The following is a 16,600-nucleotide window of genomic DNA, read 5'->3' as shown; positions in this document are numbered from 1 at the left end:
CCGGGCGTCGCCGCGCACCATGAGGCCGCGGCGCCGTGCTGCCGGTCGCGCGATACAACTGCGACCAACGCACCGCGCTCGCCACGCTCACCGAGAACAGCTTGGCCGCCTCGCGGCAACTCGCGCCATTCCGCATGGCCGCCACGACGCGATCACGCAGATCACAGGACAGGGCTCGGGTCATCGGCTGCTGGCCTCCAGCCCAGCCAGCAGCTTGAATCAGAAAACCAAACGCGCCGGAACACCCAATCCGATTCCACCAGAAGGAATCAGGCTCTAGTTCCGGCTCTCCCGGGTCGGCAGGGCCAGATCGCCCCGGCCGATGCGGGTCAGGTGGATGTAGACCGGCCCCCAGCCGGTCTCCGCCTCAATCCGCACGGGGATCAGCGGCATGCCGGGCTCGGGCCGGGCAAGCCAGGCGGTGGCGCTGCGCGGCGTGCCGGCCTCGTCGCGGTTCTGGCCGGACCAGAACCCGGCGACCTGGCGGCCCTCCACCGTGCAGCGCAGCGCAGGGCCGGCGAAGATGCCCCAACGGTGCTCGCGCAGCGTGTCTTCGCCTTCGGTGCGCGCCGTCACATCGGTGCGGCGGCGGCCGTCGAACAGCGCGGCCTCGCCCTCGCAGCGCCCGGTCTCGGTTGCGCGGCGCAGCAGCGAGACGAGCGCGGTCATGGTGTCGATGGTGCCGCGCTGAAGCTCGGGCGGCACGGGCTCGCGCTCCTCGGTGTTGGCCGGGATCAGCGCCAGCACCTCGGGCTCACCGCCCGGCCAGCGCATGGCGATGCGGCGCAGGCGATCGCGCCAGCGCCCCTCCATGGTGTAGCGCGCCGGCGCCAGGCCGACGGCAGTGGCGGGCTGGACGATGCCCTCGACCTCGGCGGTCTGCTCGCCGCGCACGAAGGCGGCGAGGATGCCGGCCGTGCGCATCAGCGCGGCGAGGCTGTAGCGCTCGCCGTCCAACCGCAGCGCGGCGTCGAGGGTGGCGACCGAGAAGCCGGAGAAATAAGCGGTATAGGAGGCGAGGACGGGCGGCTCGGCGGCGCGGGCGGCGGGGGCGAAGGCCGCCAGCGCGGCCGCGGCGATCAGCATGCGCATGCGGCCGTGTAGGGGCAGAGGCCGAGCGGGTGCAAGGCGCGTTTGCGTCATCGTCCGTCCGCGCGTCGCGTCGGCGGATGCGCGGTGTCCAGGGTGACCACCAGCGTGCCGAGCCAGTCGATGCCCATTTCGAGACGGAGCGGCAGGGCGGGAGCGCCTTCGAACGGGGCGGCGATCCAGACCATGCCGGTCTGCGGGCGTTCCGCCTCCTCGCGGTCCCAGTTGCGCCAGAACCCGGCAAGCTGGCGCCCTTCGACGCGGCAGCGCACGGCGGTCACGCCGGGATGGCCGGAGACGCGGCCTTCGCCGGCGGGGGTCAGGATGATCCTCTTCAGCCGCCGTCCGTCGAACACGGTCACGTCGAGATCGCAGCCGCGCGCGCCGAGGCGCGAGACTTGGCGCGAGACGGCCAGCAGGGCAGTGAGGGTATCGACGCCGCCTTGGGCGAGGGTGGGCGGAACCGGCTCGCGTTCCGGGACCTCGGGCGGATCGAGGGCGACGCGCGGCGGGGACTCCGCGAGCACGAGGTCCACGCGCCGCGTCTCGCCCTGCCACGCGCCTTCGGCACGGAACCGGTACGGCCGGATGGCGGCGTCGGTGACCGCGCCTTCGGCGGTGGCGGTCTGGTCGAAGCGGGTGGCGAGGGTGGCGAGGCCGGCGGAGCGCGCGCGGGCGCTGATCCGGTAGGTCCCGGGGCCGATGGTGGCGTGCACGTCGATGGTCATGACGCGCAGGCCGGCGACGCGGGCGACGTAGTGCGCCTCCACCGCTTCGGCCGCGTGGGCGGCCGGGGCGAGCGCGAGCAGCAGGGCGGCCGCGGCGGTCGGGGGGCGCATGGCGAAGACGTGGGCGACGGCGCTGCCGCGTGCAAGCGCGCGTGCTTGACGCCCCGCCGTGCGCAGCCCTATAGCGCGCGCTTCGGATGGGCGTGTAGCTCAGCGGGAGAGCACTGCCTTCACACGGCAGGGGTCGTAGGTTCAATCCCTACCGCGCCCACCATCCACGCTCGTCGTTCCGGGGGTTCCAAGGGCCGAGGGCCCTTGGCGGGGTCCAGGGGCGGCCCCCCTGGCGGGGTCGGGGGCGGAGCCCCCGAAAGGACATGGCCATGAAACCTCCCTCCCAGCGTCAGCTCCGCGTCGGCGAGGAGGTCCGCCATGCCTTGGCGATGATCTTCGAGCGCGGCGACTTCCGCGACCCCGATCTCGCGTCCGCCCATGTGACGGTCACCGAGGTGCGGGCCTCGCCGGATCTCAAGCTTATGACGGTGTTCATCACGCCCTTGGGCGGCGGCGATGCCGCGCCGCTGCTGGCAGCGCTGAAGCGCGCCACACCGTTCCTGCGCGGGCAGGTGGCGAAGTCGGTGCGCACCAAGTACGCGCCCGATCTCGTCTTCCGCGCCGACACCACGATCGATGCCGCCGCGCGGATCGAGGCGTTGTTCCATTCACCCGAGGTGCGGCGCGATCTCGATCGCGACGAGGACTGACGTGGCGCGCAAGCCCAAGGGCCGGAGGATCGACGGCTGGCTGGTGATCGACAAGCCGGCCGGCATCACCTCGACGGATGTGGTGAACCGGCTGAAGCGGGCGTTCCAGGCGCAGAAGGTCGGCCATGGCGGCACGCTCGATCCGCTCGCGACGGGTGTGTTGCCGATCGCCTTCGGCGCGGCGACCAAGACCGTGCCCTACGTGATGGATGGCACGAAGGAGTACCGCTTCACGCTGAGGTTCGGCGAGGCGCGCGACACGGACGATGCGGACGGGGTGGTGACGGCGACCTCCGATATCCGCCCCGAGGACGAGGCGATCCGCGCGGCGCTGCCCCGGTTCGTCGGCGACATCATGCAGGTGCCGCCGCGCTTCTCGGCGATCAAGGTGGCGGGCGAGCGGGCCTATGATCTCGCCCGCGCCGGCGAGGCGGTCGAGCTCGCGCCGCGGCCGGCGCGGGTGGATGCGTTCACGCTGGAGGACCGGCCGGATGCCGACACGGCGGTGTTCCGGGTGGTGTCCGGCAAGGGCGTCTACATGCGCAGCCTCGCGCGCGACCTCGCTGTGACGCTGGGCACGGTCGGGCATGTTGCCGCCCTGCGCCGGCTGCGGGTCGGCCCCTTCAGCGAGGCGATGGCGGTTTCCCTGGACAGCGCGGCCGCCTTGGGGCAAGAGGACGCTGCCTCAAGCCCTCTCCTCCCGGTCGAGACCGCGCTGGCCGACATCCCGGCGCTGGCCCTGACGGGGGGCGAGGCTTCACGGCTGTCGAGCGGGCAGGCGCTGTCGCTTGTCGCGTTTCTCGGCCGGGTTCCGCCCGAGGCCGATCCCGATGGCGGGATCGTCCGCGTGATGGCGGGGGGCAAGGCGCTCGCGATCGGCCGCCTGGAGGGGGGGATGCTGCACCCGGTGCGCATGCTCACCGCCGCGGCCTGAGAGCACGCCCGAGACCCCGAGCGCCGAGAGGCCCGGGCAACGCAACGGCCAGGATGAAGGACCAACACGATGTCGATCACGGCCGAGCGCCGCACGGCGCTGATCCAGGAATACGCGACGCATGCGGGCGACACGGGCTCGCCCGAGGTGCAGGTCGCGATCCTTTCGGAGCGGATCAAGAACCTGACCGAGCATCTGAAGGAGCACGCGAAGGACTTCCATTCGCGCCGCGGCCTCCTGATGCTGGTCGGCCAGCGCCGCCGCCTGCTGGACTATGTGAAGAACAAGGACGCGGCGCGCTACGAGGCGCTGATCAAGCGTCTGGGGCTCAGGCGATAGCCGAGCCCCATCACCGGGCAGGACCCCCCTTGGCCCCGATGGCCATCCCTGCCCCCGATGCCGCGCGCCATGGGGGCGCGCGGACAATCGCGAGCGCGCGGCGGGACAGTCCCGCCGGGACGCGACCGGACCGTCACGGTGCAATGACGGCGTTTCCGGCCACATGGCGCCCGGGGCGCGCGGGCAACCGCGTTAAGTCCCCCCTCCATGCCGCCCGAGACGCCGTTGCCCCGCGTGGGCGAGGCCGTCGTCCGAAGGGTGCTCCGCCGCAAGCTCGCGCGATGGAGATAGAGACGGAATGTTCCAGTTCTTTCGCAAGGAGCTGAGCTGGGGCGGGCGCACGCTCGTCCTCGAGACCGGCAAGATGGCCCGCCAGGCCGATGGCGCGGTGGTCGCCCGCTACGGCGACACCGTGGTGCTGGCGACCGTGGTCGGGGCCAAGACCACCAAGCCCGGCCAGGACTTCTTCCCGCTCAGCGTGCACTACCAGGAGAAGACCTTCGCCGCGGGCAAGATCCCCGGCGGGTTCTTCAAGCGCGAGGGCCGACCGACGGAGAAGGAGGTGCTGACCAGCCGGCTGATCGACCGGCCGATCCGCCCGCTGTTCCCGGAGGGGTTCCGCAACGAGGTGCAGGTGATCGTCACCGTGCTCTCGCATGACCTGACCAACGATCCCGACATCGTCGCGATGATCGGCGCCTCCGCGGCGCTGACGCTGTCGGGGATTCCGTTCCTTGGCCCGATCGGTGGCGCGCGCGTCGGCTACATCAACGGCGAGTACGTGCTGAACCCGACCGCGGAACAGATGAAGCAGACCGCGCTCGATCTCGTCGTCGCCGGCACGAGCGAGGGCGTGATGATGGTCGAGAGCGAGGCGAAGGAGCTCTCCGAGGAGGTGATGCTCGGCGCGGTCAATTTCGGCCACCAGGCGATGCAGCCGGTGATCGAGGCGATCATCCAGCTCGCCGAGGTGGCGGCGAAGGACCCGTGGCCCGTGCCGGAGGAGGACGCCTCCGTGGCGGCGCTGAAGGCGCGGCTCGACGCGCTCGCGCGCGGCCCGCTCACCGAGGCGTATCGCGAGACCGTGAAGCAGTCCCGCGTCGAGAAGCTGGCGGCGGCGAAGAAGGCGGCACTCGACACGATCGCCGCCGAGGAGCTCGACACCGGCAAGGCGAAGGAGCTGCTGAAGGCCCTCGAGGCCGACATCGTGCGCAACGCGATCCTCGACACCGGCCTGCGCATCGACGGCCGCGACACCAAGACGGTCCGACCGATCTATGTCGAGGTGGGCCTCCTGCCGCGCACGCATGGCAGCGCGCTGTTCACGCGCGGCGAGACCCAGGCGCTGTGCGTCGCTACCCTCGGCACCGGCGATGACGAGCAGATCATCGATGCGCTCGAGGGCGAATACCGCGAGAGCTTCCTGCTGCACTACAATTTCCCGCCCTACTCGGTGGGCGAGGCAGGGCGGTTCGGCTCGCCCGGTCGGCGCGAGATCGGCCACGGCAAGCTCGCCTGGCGCGCGATCCACCCGTTGCTGCCGTCCAAGGAGCAGTTCCCCTACACGCTGCGCGTGGTGAGCGAGATCACCGAGAGCAACGGCTCGTCCTCGATGGCGACCGTGTGCGGCTCCTCGCTCGCGCTGATGGACGCGGGCGTGCCGCTGCCGCGCTCCGTCGCCGGCATCGCCATGGGGCTGATCAAGGAGGATCGCGGCTTCGCGGTGCTCTCCGACATCCTCGGCGACGAGGACCATCTCGGCGACATGGACTTCAAGGTGGCTGGCACCGAGCTCGGTGTCACCTCGTTGCAGATGGACATCAAGATCACCTCGATCACGCCCGAGATCATGAAGATCGCGCTCGACCAGGCGAAGGAAGGGCGGATGCACATCCTGGGCGAGATGGCGAAGGGCCTGAACCGCCCGCGCGAGAGCGTGAGCCAGAACGCCCCGCGCATCACCGTGATCCACATCCCGCGCGACAAGATCCGCGAGGTGATCGGCTCGGGCGGCAAGGTGATCCGCGAGATCACCGAGGTGACCGGCACCAAGGTCGACATCGAGGATGACGGCACGATCAAGGTCGCCGCGACCGACGAGCGCGCCGCCAAGGCGGCGATCGACTGGATCCGCGGCATCGTCGCCGAGCCCGAGATCGGCGTGATCTACGACGGCAAGGTGGTGAAGACGGCCGATTTCGGCGCCTTCGTGAACTTCCTCGGCTCGCGCGACGGGCTCGTGCACATCAGCGAGCTCGCGCAGGGCCGGGTCGCCAAGACCACCGACGTGGTGAACGTGGGCGACGCGGTGAAGGTGAAGGTGATCGGCTTCGACGAGCGCGGCAAGGTGAAGCTGTCGATGCGCGTGGTCGATCAGCAGACCGGCGAGGACATCACCGACAAGGTGGGGCCGAAGGGCGGGCGCCGGCGCGAGGAGAAGGCGGAGGGCGATGCGCCCGCGCCGGCGGCCGAGTAGTGTGCGGTCCGCAGGGGCAAGGCGGGGACTTGCGTCCCCGCCCGTTCCGCCGGCCAATAGTGTGACGCCGGGATGAACGACGTCGGACGGGAGGTGCCGTGAGGGCGCTGAATGCCATCCGCGTGAGCGGAGCCGAGGTCCTGCCGCTCATCGAGGGCGGCAAGGGCATTTCCATCTCGAACGGGGTGTCCTCGGGCGCCTGGGCGGCCTCGGGCGGCGTCGGCACGTTCTCGGCGGTGAACGCCGACAGCTACACGCCCGACGGCCGGCTGGTGCGCCAGATCTACGAGGGCAAGACGCGGCGCGAGCGCCACGAGGAGCTGGTCGCCTTCGGCATCCAGGGCGGCATCCAGCAGGCGCGCACGGCCTATGAGATGTCGGGCGGCCAGGGGCGCATCCACGCCAACATCCTCTGGGAGATGGGCGGGGCCGAGCGCGTCATCACCGGCATCCTGGAGGGGGCGAAGGGTCTCGTGCACGGCATCACCTGCGGCGCCGGCATGCCCTATCGCCTGTCCGACATCGCCGCGCGGTTCAGCGTCTACTACTACCCGATCGTCTCCTCGGCGCGCGCGTTCAACGCGCTCTGGAAGCGCGCCTATCACAAGACGCGCGAATGGCTGGGCGGCGTGGTGTACGAGGACCCCTGGCTCGCGGGCGGGCACAACGGCCTCTCGAACAGCGAGAATCCCGAGAAGCCCGAGCCGCCCTATCCGCGTGTCGCCGCGCTGCGCAAGACCATGAACGAGTTCGGCCTGCACGACACGCCGGTGGTGATGGCGGGCGGGGTGTGGTGCCTGCGCGAGTGGGAGGACTGGCTCGACAATCCCGAGATCGGACCGGTCGCGTTCCAGTTCGGCACGCGCCCGCTGCTGACCAAGGAGAGCCCGATCTCGGATGCCTGGAAGCGCCGGCTGCTGACGCTGAAGGAGGGCGATGTCTTCCTCAACCGGTTCTCGCCCACCGGGTTCTACTCCTCGGCGGTGAACAACGGCTTCATCAACGAGCTGCGCGAGCGCAACGAGCGGCAGGTCGCCTACACCGCCGAGGCGATGGGCGAGCACACCGAGGGCTTCCCGACGGGTCCGCGCGGGCGGCTGGTGTATCTGACGCCGAAGGATGCGGCGCGCGCGCGCGCCTGGACCGCGGCCGGCTTCACCGAGGCGATGCGCACGCCCGACGGCACGCTGATCTTCGTCACGCCCGAGAAGGCGGCCGAGATCCGGCGCGACCAGATCGACTGCATGGGCTGCCTGTCGGCCTGCCGGTTCTCGAACTGGGCGCAGCACGAGCCCGACTACTCGACCGGCAAGAAGGCCGATCCGCGCAGCTTCTGCATCCAGAAGACGTTGCAGGACATCGCGCATGGCGACGATGTGGACCGGAACCTGATGTTCTCGGGCCACAACGCCTACCGGTTCGCGACTGATCCGTTCTACTCGAACGGCTTCATCCCGACCGTGAAGCAGCTCGTCGAGCGCATCGCGACGGGGGATTGAGGGCCGTCAGGCGAGCGGCAGGCTGAGCGGCGCGATCGCATCGCCCGCACGGCCGCGGTAGTCGTACTTGCCGGAATCCCGCAGCATCTTGGCCTGACTCTCGGCGAGGATGCCGGCAGCCTCGCCGACATCCAGCAGCGTCGGCCGCCCGTCCGCCAGCACCTGTCGCCCCGCGACGAACACATGGCGCACCGCGCGATCGGCGGCGTGGAACACGAGCGAACGCAGCGGATCGCGCGCCGGTACCATCTGCGGGTGCGCGAGATCGATCAGCACCAGATCGGCCGCTGCGCCTACCGCCAGCCGGCCCATGTCCGGCCGGCCCAGCGCCTCCGCCCCGCCCACCGTCGCGGCGTGGAACACGGCTGCCGTGTCGGCAGCGGCGAGATCGCGCGCGGCGTTGCGCGCGAGCAGGATCGCGAGCCGCATCTCCTCGATGATGTTGTGCGGCGCGACATCCGTGCCCATGGCCATGCGCACGCCGCCGCGGCGGTAGCGGCCGAAGTCGCGCAGATGCTCGCCGTAGCGCGCGAAGGGCGACGGACAGTGCGCGACCGCGACACCGTGCTCGGCCATCAGCGCGAGATCGCGCGATGTGTGCCAGCGGATCGACGGATGCTCGTCGATGAAGATCGCATGGCCGAGGATCGAGCGCGGCGAGAGGATGCCGATCGAGGCCGCCCACTGGATCGGCGTCATCCCGTGCCGGCGGATCATCTCCTGCACCTCGACCACCGCCTGCGCGATGTGGGTGGTGAAGGGACGCCCGCGCTCCGCCGCAAGCGCCGCGGAATCGCGCAGCAACCCTTCCTCCACCGTGTCGATCTGCGCGGGGAAGACGATGCCGCGCAGCAGGCCCGACGGGTCCGCATCCGCCTCGTCCATGATCGCCTGGGCGCGCCGGAAGCCCGCGCGGCCGCGCGCCTCGTCCCAGGTCCAGGTGACGGTCTGCGGCGCGCTCATGCCCCAGCGCGCGCTCGCGTAGCCGGGACCCACCCAGACGCGGAGCCCCGACTCGCGCATGATGTCCATCCAGCCCTCGAACGGCGCGGTGAGATCGACCACCGCCGTCACACCCGCCCCCATCAGCTCGGCATAGGCGAGCCGCATCGCCGCCTGCTGTCCGGCCGCGTCGAGCCGGAAGGCCTGGAGCCGCTCGAACAGCCCGCTCATGTGCTGTTCCGGCACGCCGTGATCCTCGCGTACGCCGCGATAGGCGGGCTCGGTGGTCGGGTGCGTGTGCACGTTGACGAGGCCGGGCATCGCCAGCATCCGCCGCCCATCGATCACGGTGAGGTCGGCACCGACCGGGCCGTCCGTGTGCGGTGTGATCGCGGCGACGCGCCCGTCGCGCAGCAGGATATCGACGTCACGGCCGTACACGTGCCGTTTCGCTGCCGCATCCCACAGCACGGCCCAGCCAGCGTTTCGGATCAGCGTCGGTGTCGGCATCGCGGGTCTCCAGGCTCGGCGGGCAGGAGGTTCACGCCGCCCCGTCATGGTGCGACACTCGGCCCGGCGCGGCAATCGCATGCGCGACCCCCGGGGAGGAAACGGCATGAGCCTGGTGATCCACGCCACCACGATCGTCACAGGCGATGATGCGGACACGGTGCATCACGGCGCCTCGATCGCGATCCGTGACGACCGGATCGCCGCGATCGGTCCCGATGACGAGGTGGCGCGCGCATTTCCCGAGGCCGAGCGGATCGACGGGCGCAATCGCGCGGTGTTCCCGGGCTTCGCCAACATCCACACCCATCTCGGCATGACGCTCGCGCGCGGCCTCTACGAGGACCTTTCGCCGCCGCACAAGCCGCCGTTCTCGGGTGGGCTCTCGCCGCTGCCGCTGCCGAAGCTCTCGGCCGAGGAGTACGCGGTGATGTGCCAGCTCGGGGCGCTCGAAGCGATCCGCAGCGGCACCACCGCCGTTCTGGAGGACGGGGCGAACATCGCCGGCTACGCGCCGCAGATGGTCGAGACGGGGCTGCGCATGCTGCTCGCCGAGCGCACCTGGGATCGCGGCAACACCTCGATCGGCGACCCCGGCCCGTTCGAGCAGGACGACAGGCTCGGCGAGGCAGGGTTGCAACGGATCGCCGATCTGCACGCGAAATGGCACGGCGCGGGCCAGGGGCGGATCAGCGTCGGGCTCGCGGCCTGGGCGCCCGACATGTGCTCGCCCGGCCTGCTGAAGCGCGTGCGCGCAATGCAGGAGGAGCTCGACACGGTCGCGACCATCCACCTCAACCAGATCTGGGGCGAGGTCGCGGCGGTGCAGGCGCATCGCGGCATGCTGCCGACCGAGTATCTCGCGAGCCTCGACTTCCTCAGCCCGCGGCTTGTCTGCGCGCATTGCCGGTGCATGGCGCATCGCGAGGAGAAGCTGCTCGGGAAGGCGCGCACATGCGTGTCGTTCAACTCCGCGATCGCGGCACGGCGTGGCCTCAGCCCGCGCGTCGCGGTGCTGGAGCAGGAGGGCTGCACGATCGGCATGGGCTCGGACAACATGGCCGAGGACATGGTGGAGGTGACGCGCACCGGCCTGTTCATGGAGCGCATCCGCCGCGAGGACGGCCGCAACCCGACACCGGAGCAGGCGCTGCGCTGGGCCACGCGCAACGGCTACGCGGCGATGGGGATCTCCGATGCCGGTTTCCTCGCGCCCGGCAACAAGGCCGACCTGATCGTCGTGCGCACCGACCGGCCGCATCTCGTGCCGATGATCCGCACGGTCTCGACCTTCGTGCACCAGGGCCAGCCGCACGATGTCGAGAGCGTCATGGTCGATGGCGTCTGGCTGATGCGCGACGGCACAGTGCGGACGATGGACGAGGCGACGATCGTGAAGGAGGCGGATCGGATCGCCCGCCGCGCCTGGGGCGATCTGTTCGCGGCGAAGCCGGAACTGCGCATCCTGCCCGGGCTGCCGGCCGCGTTCTGAGCGTGCCTTCACAGGCGGGGACATACGCCATAACCTGACGTCCAAGAAGCGCCGGTCACGAGCAAGGGAGGCTCCGATGACGCTGAAGCGTCGAACCATGGTGCAGGCGGGCCTGGCGACACCGGCATTGCTGTCCTCCGCCACACGCGCGGCCCTGGCGCAGGACCGGCGGCGGGTGATCCGCTCGGTGCCGATCGGCGATCTGCGCGCGCTGGATCCGATCTGGACCACCGCCTACATCACCCGCAACCACGCCTACATGGTGTGGGACACGCTGTTCGCCCTCGATGCCGAGAACAAGGTGCAGCCGCAGATGGTCGGCGGCCACGAGGCGAGCGGGGACGGACTCACCTGGACGTTCCAGTTGCGCGACGGCCTGCGCTGGCACGACAACACGCCCGTGCGCGCGGCCGACTGCGTCGCCTCGATACGCCGCTGGGGCCAGCGCGACGGCATGGGCCGCGCGCTGATGGCCGTGACCGACAGCATCGAGGCGCGCGATGACCGCACCTTCCAGCTCAAGCTGAAGCGGGCGGTGGGCTTCGTGCTCGATGCGCTCGGCAAGATCGACAGCAACGTCCCGTTCATGATGCCCGAGCGGCTCGCGCGCACGGATGCGAACACCGCGATCACCGAGGTGATCGGCTCGGGTCCGTTCCGGTTCAAGCGCGAGGAGTGGATTCCGGGTGCGCGGGTCGTCTATGAGAGGTTCGAAGGCTACGTGCCGCGCAGCGAGCCGGCGAGCCAAGCGGCGGGCGGCAAGGTTGTCAAGGTCGATCGGGTCGAGTCGGTCTACACGCCCGATGCGGCCACAGCGTCGAACGGGCTGCTGACGGGCGAGCTCGATCTTCTCGAGACGGTCGCCCATGATCTTGTCCCCCTGCTTGAGCGGTCACGCGATGTCACGGTCGCGCCCAACGATCCGCTTGGCTACCAACTGTTCATGGTGATCAACCATCTGCATCCGCCCTTCGACAACCAGCAGGCGCGCAAGGCGCTGCAGATTGCGGTGAACCAGAAGGACTTCATGGCCGCCGTGGTGGGGCGGCATACGCCCTCGCGCGAGTGCGCGGCGATCTTCGGCTGCGGCGCGGAGGAGGACGATCGGTTCGCGGCCCTTGGATGGCCAGCGCGCGATCTCGACAAGGCGCGCGCTCTGCTGCGAGAGGCGGGCTATGACGGCCGACGAGTGGTGGTGATGGACCCGGCCGACAACGCGATCCTGCATCCGGCCGCGCTGATGGCTGCTGATACGCTGAAGCAGATCGGCGTGAATGTCGACCTGATCGCGATGGACTGGAGCGCGCTGGTGCAGCGGCGCGCCTCGCGGGCCGCACCGGACCAGGGCGGCTGGAACATCTTCGTCACCAACGCGACGCTGACAGGTGTGGCGAATCCCCTTTTGAACGTGTTCACGCGCCACTGCGACGATGCCTGGTTCGGCTGGCCGTGCAATGCCCGTGTGCCCGAGCTGACGAGCGCGTGGGCGCTGGAGACCGACGCGGCCAAGCGGCAACAGATCCGGGTGGAGCTTGAACGGTTCCACGTCGACTATGTGAGCTCGATCCCGCTGGGTCAGTACCGCAGCGTCATCGCCTACCGGAACTGGCTGAAGGGGCTGATCCCCGGGCCAGCGCTGTTCTACTGGAACATCGAGAAGACCTGACCCCTGTGCGGCTGCACCGGCCGGATCCGGTGCAGCCGCTACGCCTTGAGCGAGAGCGCGACCACAGGCGTCAGCGTCGCGCCCGCCGGGAGCGTCACGCGCAGTCGCAGCCACGAGCCGAAATGCGCCACACGCAGCACGGCGATACCCTCCGCCGCGTCCGGCACCTGCGCGGTCGTCCCCTCATCGACCCAGCGCATGCCGTCGGGTGAGATCTGCACGTACGCGCGCCCGTCGCCGGTCGGCCCCTCGGCGGCCAGCGCGCGCAGGAAGAAGATCGCCTCCGACGCCCAGCCGGCCTCGAATGGCTCGGTCGCCGCCTCGCCCTGCCAGCGCTCGTTGCGGGCGATAATCGCGGTGTGGCTCTCGCGCAGCATGGCTCAGAATTCCCCCGAGAGGCAGACGCTGTCGATGTAGAGGAACACGCGCTTGTCCGTTTCCGCCTCGGCGAAGAAGACGAGGTTCAGCATGCACCAGAGATTCCGCATCGCCGGGATGACGATGTTGGGAATGCCGGCGAGGTCGTAGCGTCGGTCGTTGCACTGCATCTCGATCATGCGCATCGTGGCGAGATCGAAATCGAAGCGCATGTAGTGCCAGTTGATCTTGGTCGGGATCTCGTTGTAGCAGAGCTTCTGCTCGCCGCCCGGAATGTCCTTCCAGCCGAACGGCGCGAGATGGTCGTGCGTCGCGGTCTTGCCTTCGGTGCCGATCTCGCGCACCGGTGTTGTTTCGTCCTTGTACTGCCAGCGCTGGATGTGTTTGCCGTTCTCGGCGTTGAGGAAGCGGATATGCGGCATCACGCGCAGCCCGTTCTGCTCGTATCCGGTCTGGAGATCGTAGAGGAACCCGACCGAGCGCACGTCCGTCTCGGAGAGGCGGAGCTCGGTCGCCTCGGGCTTGAAGGTGAAGTAGAACTCGAGCCGGATCGGCCCGGCCTCGCGGAAGGTCAGGCGCTTGATCGCGGTCGAGCGGATGCCGCGCTTCGGGCGGGTCGCGATCTTCAGCGCGTAGGTGCCGTCCACGCCGCCATGCGTGCCGGCATCCCAGTGGCTGACGGTGGCGAGCTGCGGATGGGTGTGGGCGGCATAGGAGGCGGTCATGGAGTCGAGCGTGTGCTCGTAGTTGCCGACCAGCTGGGTCCAGCCGCAATAGCCGCGGTCGAAGTCGTCGAAGCAGATGATGCGCCGCATCGGATCGAAGCGGCTGAGGCGCGGATCGGCGAGCCGCAGATCATGCAAGGTGACGGTCACGGGGTTCCTTCCCTCTCTATCCCTTGACGCCGCCCGCGGTGAGGCCGGCGACCAGGTGGCGTTGCAGCAGGACGACGAACAGCAGCACCGGCACAAGCTGGATGGTTGCCGCCGCGAACACGGGTCCCCAGTCCACACCGGTCACCGAGCCCAGCATCTCGCTGATGATCAGCGGCGCGGTGCGCGCCCGTGTGGTGGTGAACACGAAGGCGAACAGGAACTCGTTCCAGGCGAAGATGAAGATGAACACGGCCGCCGCGATCATGCCCGGGATCACCAGCGGCACGATCACGTGGCGCAACATCTGGACCAGCGAGGCACCGTCCACCTCGGCCGCCTCCTCGAACTCGCGCGGCACTTGATCGACGAAGGCTTTCATGATCCAGGTTCCGAGCGAGACGAAGAACGCCGCGTAGAGCAGCACTAACACGAGATGCGTGTCCGAGAGCCCGGCCGCGTTCACCGCCGGGAACAGCGGCAGGGTGATGACGATCGGCGGGAACATCCGCACCAGCACCATGAAGAACGCGCTGGTGGTCAGCAGCCTGCCGCGCCGGCGCGCATAGACCCAGCCCGCGAGCGCGCTCGCGATCACGGTGAGCGCGGTGGCGCCAAGGGTGATGATCAGGCTGTTGATCAGCGAGCCGAAGAAGTCGGGCCAGAGCCGCGCAAGCTCGATGTAATTCTGCGTGGTCGGTGGGACCATGAATTGCGGCGGAACCGCGAAGATGGTCGCCGGCGGACGGAACGAGGCGTGGACCACGAACAGGATCGGGAACAGCGACCACACCGCGACGGCGAGAAACGCGAGCCCGCGCAGGGTGCGCCGCAGGAGCGGCCGCCAGCGCCTAGGTCGCATCGGCGAACATCCTGCGCCGCACGGCGCGCAGATACGGCACCGAGATCGCGAGCGACAGCAGCAGCATGGCCCAGCCCGTCGCCGCGGCAAGGCCAAGCTCGCGATAGCGGAACGCGGCCTTGTAGAGATAGACGGCCATCACCTCGGTCATGCGCGCAGGCCCGCCCTGGGTCAGCAGCCAGGGCTCGGAGAACAGGCGGAACGCGAAGACGTAGCGGAACAGCAAGGCGACCAGGATCGCCGGCATGATCGAGGGCAGGGTGACGTGCAGGAACGCGCGCCAGGCGCCCGCGCCATCAACCTTCGCGGCCTCATGCAGCTCCTTCGGCACACCGAGCAGCGCGGCGTAGAGCAGCAGGAAGGTGAAGGGGAGGTGGTGCCACACCGCGAGCAGCACGATCAGCGTCAGCCCGTGCACGGGATTGACCGCCCATTCGAGCCCGGGAATCCCGAGGGCGGCGAGCAGCAGCTGCATCACCCCCACCTGCGGCTCGAACATGGTCTTCCACATGATCACGACGACCACTTCGCTGATCGCATAGGGCGCCAGCACGATCGCGAGCATCAGCCGCGGGAAAGGCAGGCCGCCGGCGAACAGGAGCGCGATGCCGAGGCCGAGCAGCAGCTCGGCATAGACGATCACGTTGACGATCACGACGGTGTTGAGGAAGGCGCGCCAGAAATAGGGATCGGCCGCCAGTTTGGCGTAGTTGGCGAAGCCGACATAGCGTGCCTCGGTGCCGAACGAGGCCTCGTGCAGGCTGAGCCAGCCGACCCAGAGCGAAGGCACGAAGATCGTCACCACGAGCAGCAGCTGTGCCGGCGAGATCAGCAGGTAGTGGATGGGCCGGGCGCGCATGATGCGTCGTCAGGACACCGTCAGGCGAGCGAGCGCAGTGCGGTCGATCTCGATGCCGAGCCCGGGTCCCTCCGGCACCGGCACAGCGCCATCCTGCAGCAGCGACGGATCGCCCGGACGCGTGGTCGCGAGCTCCTCGCGCAGGGGATTGGGGAAGATCATGCACTCGAAGGTCGCGAAGTTCGGCATCGCCGCGGCGAGATGCAGCGAGGCGGCGGCGCAGATCGCGCCGGAGAAGCCCATGTGCGGCGCATAGGCGAGGTGGAAGCAGTGCGCCAGCGTGGCGATGCGCCGCGTCTCGGTGATGCCGCCCGAACGCGCGACATCGGGCTGGATGACGCCGACCGCGCGGCTCGCGATCAGGTCGCGCGCGCCCCAGGCGGTGAACTCGCTTTCGCCGGCGGCGAGTCGGATCGGCACGGCTGCACGCAGGCGTCGATAACCGTCGAGGTCCTCCGGCACGATCGGCTCCTCGAGCCAATGGACGTCGAGGTCGAGCAGCGCGCGCGCGAGCCGCACGGCGTCGTCATAGTCGAACACCCAGTTCGCGTCGGCGCAGAGCTTCGCGCGCCCGTTCACCAGCCGCGTCAGGACCCGTATGCGCTCGATCGCGGCCTCGACCGGCGCGCCGATCTTGACCTTGATCAACGGGAACCCGCGCCCGACCGCCTCCTCGGCCTGCGCCTCGGCGATCGCGAGCGGCCCCCAGGAGATCGACGACGCATAGGCGGTGACGCGCTCGCGCCCGCAACTGCCGAGCAGGCGATGCACCGGCTGGCCGAGCGCCTTGCCCATGATGTCCCACAGCGCGATGTCGATCGCCGCCACCGTCTCGATCAGGAACCCGCCGGAGCGCCCGGTCGTCGCGCGCGCGAGCGTCGGCCAGAGCGCCTCGACCGCGAAGGGGTCGGCGCCGAGCAGCAGCGGCGTCAGCGTCTGCTCCACCAGCGTCGCGGCCGCTCGGGGGGAAGCACGCAACAGCCCCTCGCCCCAGCCGGTGATGCCGGTGTCGGTGACGACCTCCACCACCAGGATCGAGATCGTCGGGCAGTTGCCGGCGGAGGTCTTCTGGATGTCGGGCGCGATCGGCGCGGCGAGCGGGTGGGCCTTCACCTCGACGATGCGCACCGTTCCCTCCGCAAATTGACGTCTGTTCTGCTGTTATGATAAGCAGATAGCAGAACAGTGAGCAA

General features: G+C 69.7%; 16 protein-coding genes and 1 tRNA gene. 8 read left to right on the top strand and 9 right to left on the bottom strand.

Features of this window, described 5'->3' with window-relative positions; genetic code table 11:
- From F563_RS25445 to F563_RS0119080, 3 genes are all read right to left on the bottom strand, one after another.
- A partial coding sequence (locus F563_RS25445) for a helix-turn-helix domain-containing protein (RefSeq protein ID WP_245557099.1) occupies positions 1-184 on the bottom strand: 184 nt, incomplete at its 3' end.
- 92 nt (positions 185-276) lie between these two features.
- Complete coding sequence (locus tag F563_RS23335) at positions 277-1,092, bottom strand: DUF3108 domain-containing protein (RefSeq protein WP_051089434.1); 816 nt, start codon at positions 1,090-1,092, stop codon at positions 277-279.
- A 47-nt stretch (positions 1,093-1,139) separates the two neighbouring features.
- Positions 1,140-1,928: a DUF3108 domain-containing protein gene (locus F563_RS0119080; RefSeq protein ID WP_019016299.1), complete on the bottom strand. Its 789-nt coding sequence runs from the start codon at positions 1,926-1,928 to the stop codon at positions 1,140-1,142.
- An 88-nt stretch (positions 1,929-2,016) separates the two neighbouring features.
- Here F563_RS0119080 and F563_RS0119075 point away from each other — a divergent pair.
- From F563_RS0119075 to F563_RS0119050, 6 genes are all read left to right on the top strand, one after another.
- Positions 2,017-2,091 (top strand) — tRNA-Val (locus F563_RS0119075).
- Between the two features lie 106 nt (positions 2,092-2,197).
- Complete coding sequence (gene rbfA / locus F563_RS0119070; RefSeq protein WP_019016298.1) at positions 2,198-2,578, top strand: 30S ribosome-binding factor RbfA; 381 nt, start codon at positions 2,198-2,200, stop codon at positions 2,576-2,578.
- 1 nt (position 2,579) lies between these two features.
- Positions 2,580-3,512: a tRNA pseudouridine(55) synthase TruB gene (gene truB, locus F563_RS0119065; protein ID WP_019016297.1), complete on the top strand. Its 933-nt coding sequence runs from the start codon at positions 2,580-2,582 to the stop codon at positions 3,510-3,512.
- 69 nt (positions 3,513-3,581) lie between these two features.
- Positions 3,582-3,851, top strand: coding sequence for a 30S ribosomal protein S15 (gene rpsO, locus F563_RS0119060; protein WP_019016296.1), 270 nt, complete (start codon positions 3,582-3,584; stop codon positions 3,849-3,851).
- Between the two features lie 298 nt (positions 3,852-4,149).
- On the top strand, positions 4,150-6,327 hold the full coding sequence (pnp, locus tag F563_RS0119055; RefSeq protein ID WP_019016295.1) for a polyribonucleotide nucleotidyltransferase: 2,178 nt from the start codon (positions 4,150-4,152) through the stop codon (positions 6,325-6,327).
- Positions 6,328-6,425: 98 nt separating this feature from the next.
- Positions 6,426-7,826 carry an NAD(P)H-dependent flavin oxidoreductase gene (locus F563_RS0119050; protein ID WP_019016294.1) on the top strand — a complete coding sequence of 467 codons (1,401 nt, stop codon included), beginning with the start codon at positions 6,426-6,428 and terminating at the stop codon, positions 7,824-7,826.
- Between the two features lie 6 nt (positions 7,827-7,832).
- On the opposite strand, the gene F563_RS0119045 is transcribed toward F563_RS0119050, so the two are convergent.
- Positions 7,833-9,278 carry an amidohydrolase family protein gene (locus F563_RS0119045; RefSeq protein ID WP_019016293.1) on the bottom strand — a complete coding sequence of 482 codons (1,446 nt, stop codon included), beginning with the start codon at positions 9,276-9,278 and terminating at the stop codon, positions 7,833-7,835.
- A 106-nt stretch (positions 9,279-9,384) separates the two neighbouring features.
- Here F563_RS0119045 and F563_RS0119040 point away from each other — a divergent pair, with 106 nt between their 5' ends.
- Both F563_RS0119040 and F563_RS0119035 read left to right on the top strand, forming a co-directional pair.
- On the top strand, positions 9,385-10,770 hold the full coding sequence (locus F563_RS0119040; RefSeq protein WP_019016292.1) for an amidohydrolase family protein: 1,386 nt from the start codon (positions 9,385-9,387) through the stop codon (positions 10,768-10,770).
- Between the two features lie 76 nt (positions 10,771-10,846).
- Positions 10,847-12,436, top strand: a complete 1,590-nt coding sequence (locus F563_RS0119035; protein WP_019016291.1) for an ABC transporter substrate-binding protein — start codon at positions 10,847-10,849, stop codon at positions 12,434-12,436.
- 38 nt (positions 12,437-12,474) lie between these two features.
- Here the strand turns inward: F563_RS0119035 and F563_RS0119030 are convergent, their stop codons facing one another.
- From F563_RS0119030 to F563_RS0119010, 5 genes are read right to left on the bottom strand one after another with little or no spacing between them, the layout of a single operon-like run.
- On the bottom strand, positions 12,475-12,813 hold the full coding sequence (locus F563_RS0119030; protein ID WP_019016290.1) for a hypothetical protein: 339 nt from the start codon (positions 12,811-12,813) through the stop codon (positions 12,475-12,477).
- A 3-nt stretch (positions 12,814-12,816) separates the two neighbouring features.
- Positions 12,817-13,689 (bottom strand): DUF6772 family protein, encoded by an 873-nt coding sequence (locus F563_RS0119025; RefSeq protein ID WP_019016289.1) that lies wholly within the window; start codon positions 13,687-13,689, stop codon positions 12,817-12,819.
- Between the two features lie 16 nt (positions 13,690-13,705).
- Positions 13,706-14,548 carry a carbohydrate ABC transporter permease gene (locus F563_RS0119020; RefSeq protein WP_019016288.1) on the bottom strand — a complete coding sequence of 281 codons (843 nt, stop codon included), beginning with the start codon at positions 14,546-14,548 and terminating at the stop codon, positions 13,706-13,708.
- Positions 14,538-15,407, bottom strand: coding sequence for a carbohydrate ABC transporter permease (locus tag F563_RS0119015; RefSeq protein ID WP_019016287.1), 870 nt, complete (start codon positions 15,405-15,407; stop codon positions 14,538-14,540). Before F563_RS0119015 ends, F563_RS0119020 begins: the two co-directional genes overlap by 11 nt.
- A 9-nt stretch (positions 15,408-15,416) precedes the next feature.
- On the bottom strand, positions 15,417-16,535 hold the full coding sequence (locus F563_RS0119010; RefSeq protein ID WP_019016286.1) for a mandelate racemase/muconate lactonizing enzyme family protein: 1,119 nt from the start codon (positions 16,533-16,535) through the stop codon (positions 15,417-15,419).
- Positions 16,536-16,600: the final 65 nt, after the last annotated feature.

It is taken from the genome of Elioraea tepidiphila DSM 17972 (genome assembly GCF_000378465.1).
In the GTDB taxonomy this organism is placed as follows: Bacteria; Pseudomonadota; Alphaproteobacteria; order Acetobacterales; family Acetobacteraceae; genus Elioraea; species Elioraea tepidiphila.
This window is presented reverse-complemented; position numbering and strand designations above follow the sequence as displayed.

Excerpts from the sequence above, each read along its gene's own strand:
- F563_RS23335 (WP_051089434.1), bottom strand. The coding sequence starts at position 1,092 with ATGCGCATGCTGATCGCCGCGGCCGCGCTGGCGGCCTTCGCCCCCGCC.
- F563_RS0119080 (WP_019016299.1), bottom strand. The coding sequence starts at position 1,928 with ATGCGCCCCCCGACCGCCGCGGCCGCCCTGCTGCTCGCGCTCGCCCCG.
- rbfA (WP_019016298.1), top strand. The coding sequence starts at position 2,198 with ATGAAACCTCCCTCCCAGCGTCAGCTCCGCGTCGGCGAGGAGGTCCGC.
- rpsO (WP_019016296.1), top strand. The coding sequence starts at position 3,582 with ATGTCGATCACGGCCGAGCGCCGCACGGCGCTGATCCAGGAATACGCG.
- pnp (WP_019016295.1), top strand. The coding sequence starts at position 4,150 with ATGTTCCAGTTCTTTCGCAAGGAGCTGAGCTGGGGCGGGCGCACGCTC.
- F563_RS0119045 (WP_019016293.1), bottom strand. The coding sequence starts at position 9,278 with ATGCCGACACCGACGCTGATCCGAAACGCTGGCTGGGCCGTGCTGTGG.
- F563_RS0119040 (WP_019016292.1), top strand. The coding sequence starts at position 9,385 with ATGAGCCTGGTGATCCACGCCACCACGATCGTCACAGGCGATGATGCG.
- F563_RS0119035 (WP_019016291.1), top strand. The coding sequence starts at position 10,847 with ATGACGCTGAAGCGTCGAACCATGGTGCAGGCGGGCCTGGCGACACCG.
- F563_RS0119030 (WP_019016290.1), bottom strand. The coding sequence starts at position 12,813 with ATGCTGCGCGAGAGCCACACCGCGATTATCGCCCGCAACGAGCGCTGG.
- F563_RS0119020 (WP_019016288.1), bottom strand. The coding sequence starts at position 14,548 with ATGCGACCTAGGCGCTGGCGGCCGCTCCTGCGGCGCACCCTGCGCGGG.
- F563_RS0119015 (WP_019016287.1), bottom strand. The coding sequence starts at position 15,407 with ATGCGCGCCCGGCCCATCCACTACCTGCTGATCTCGCCGGCACAGCTG.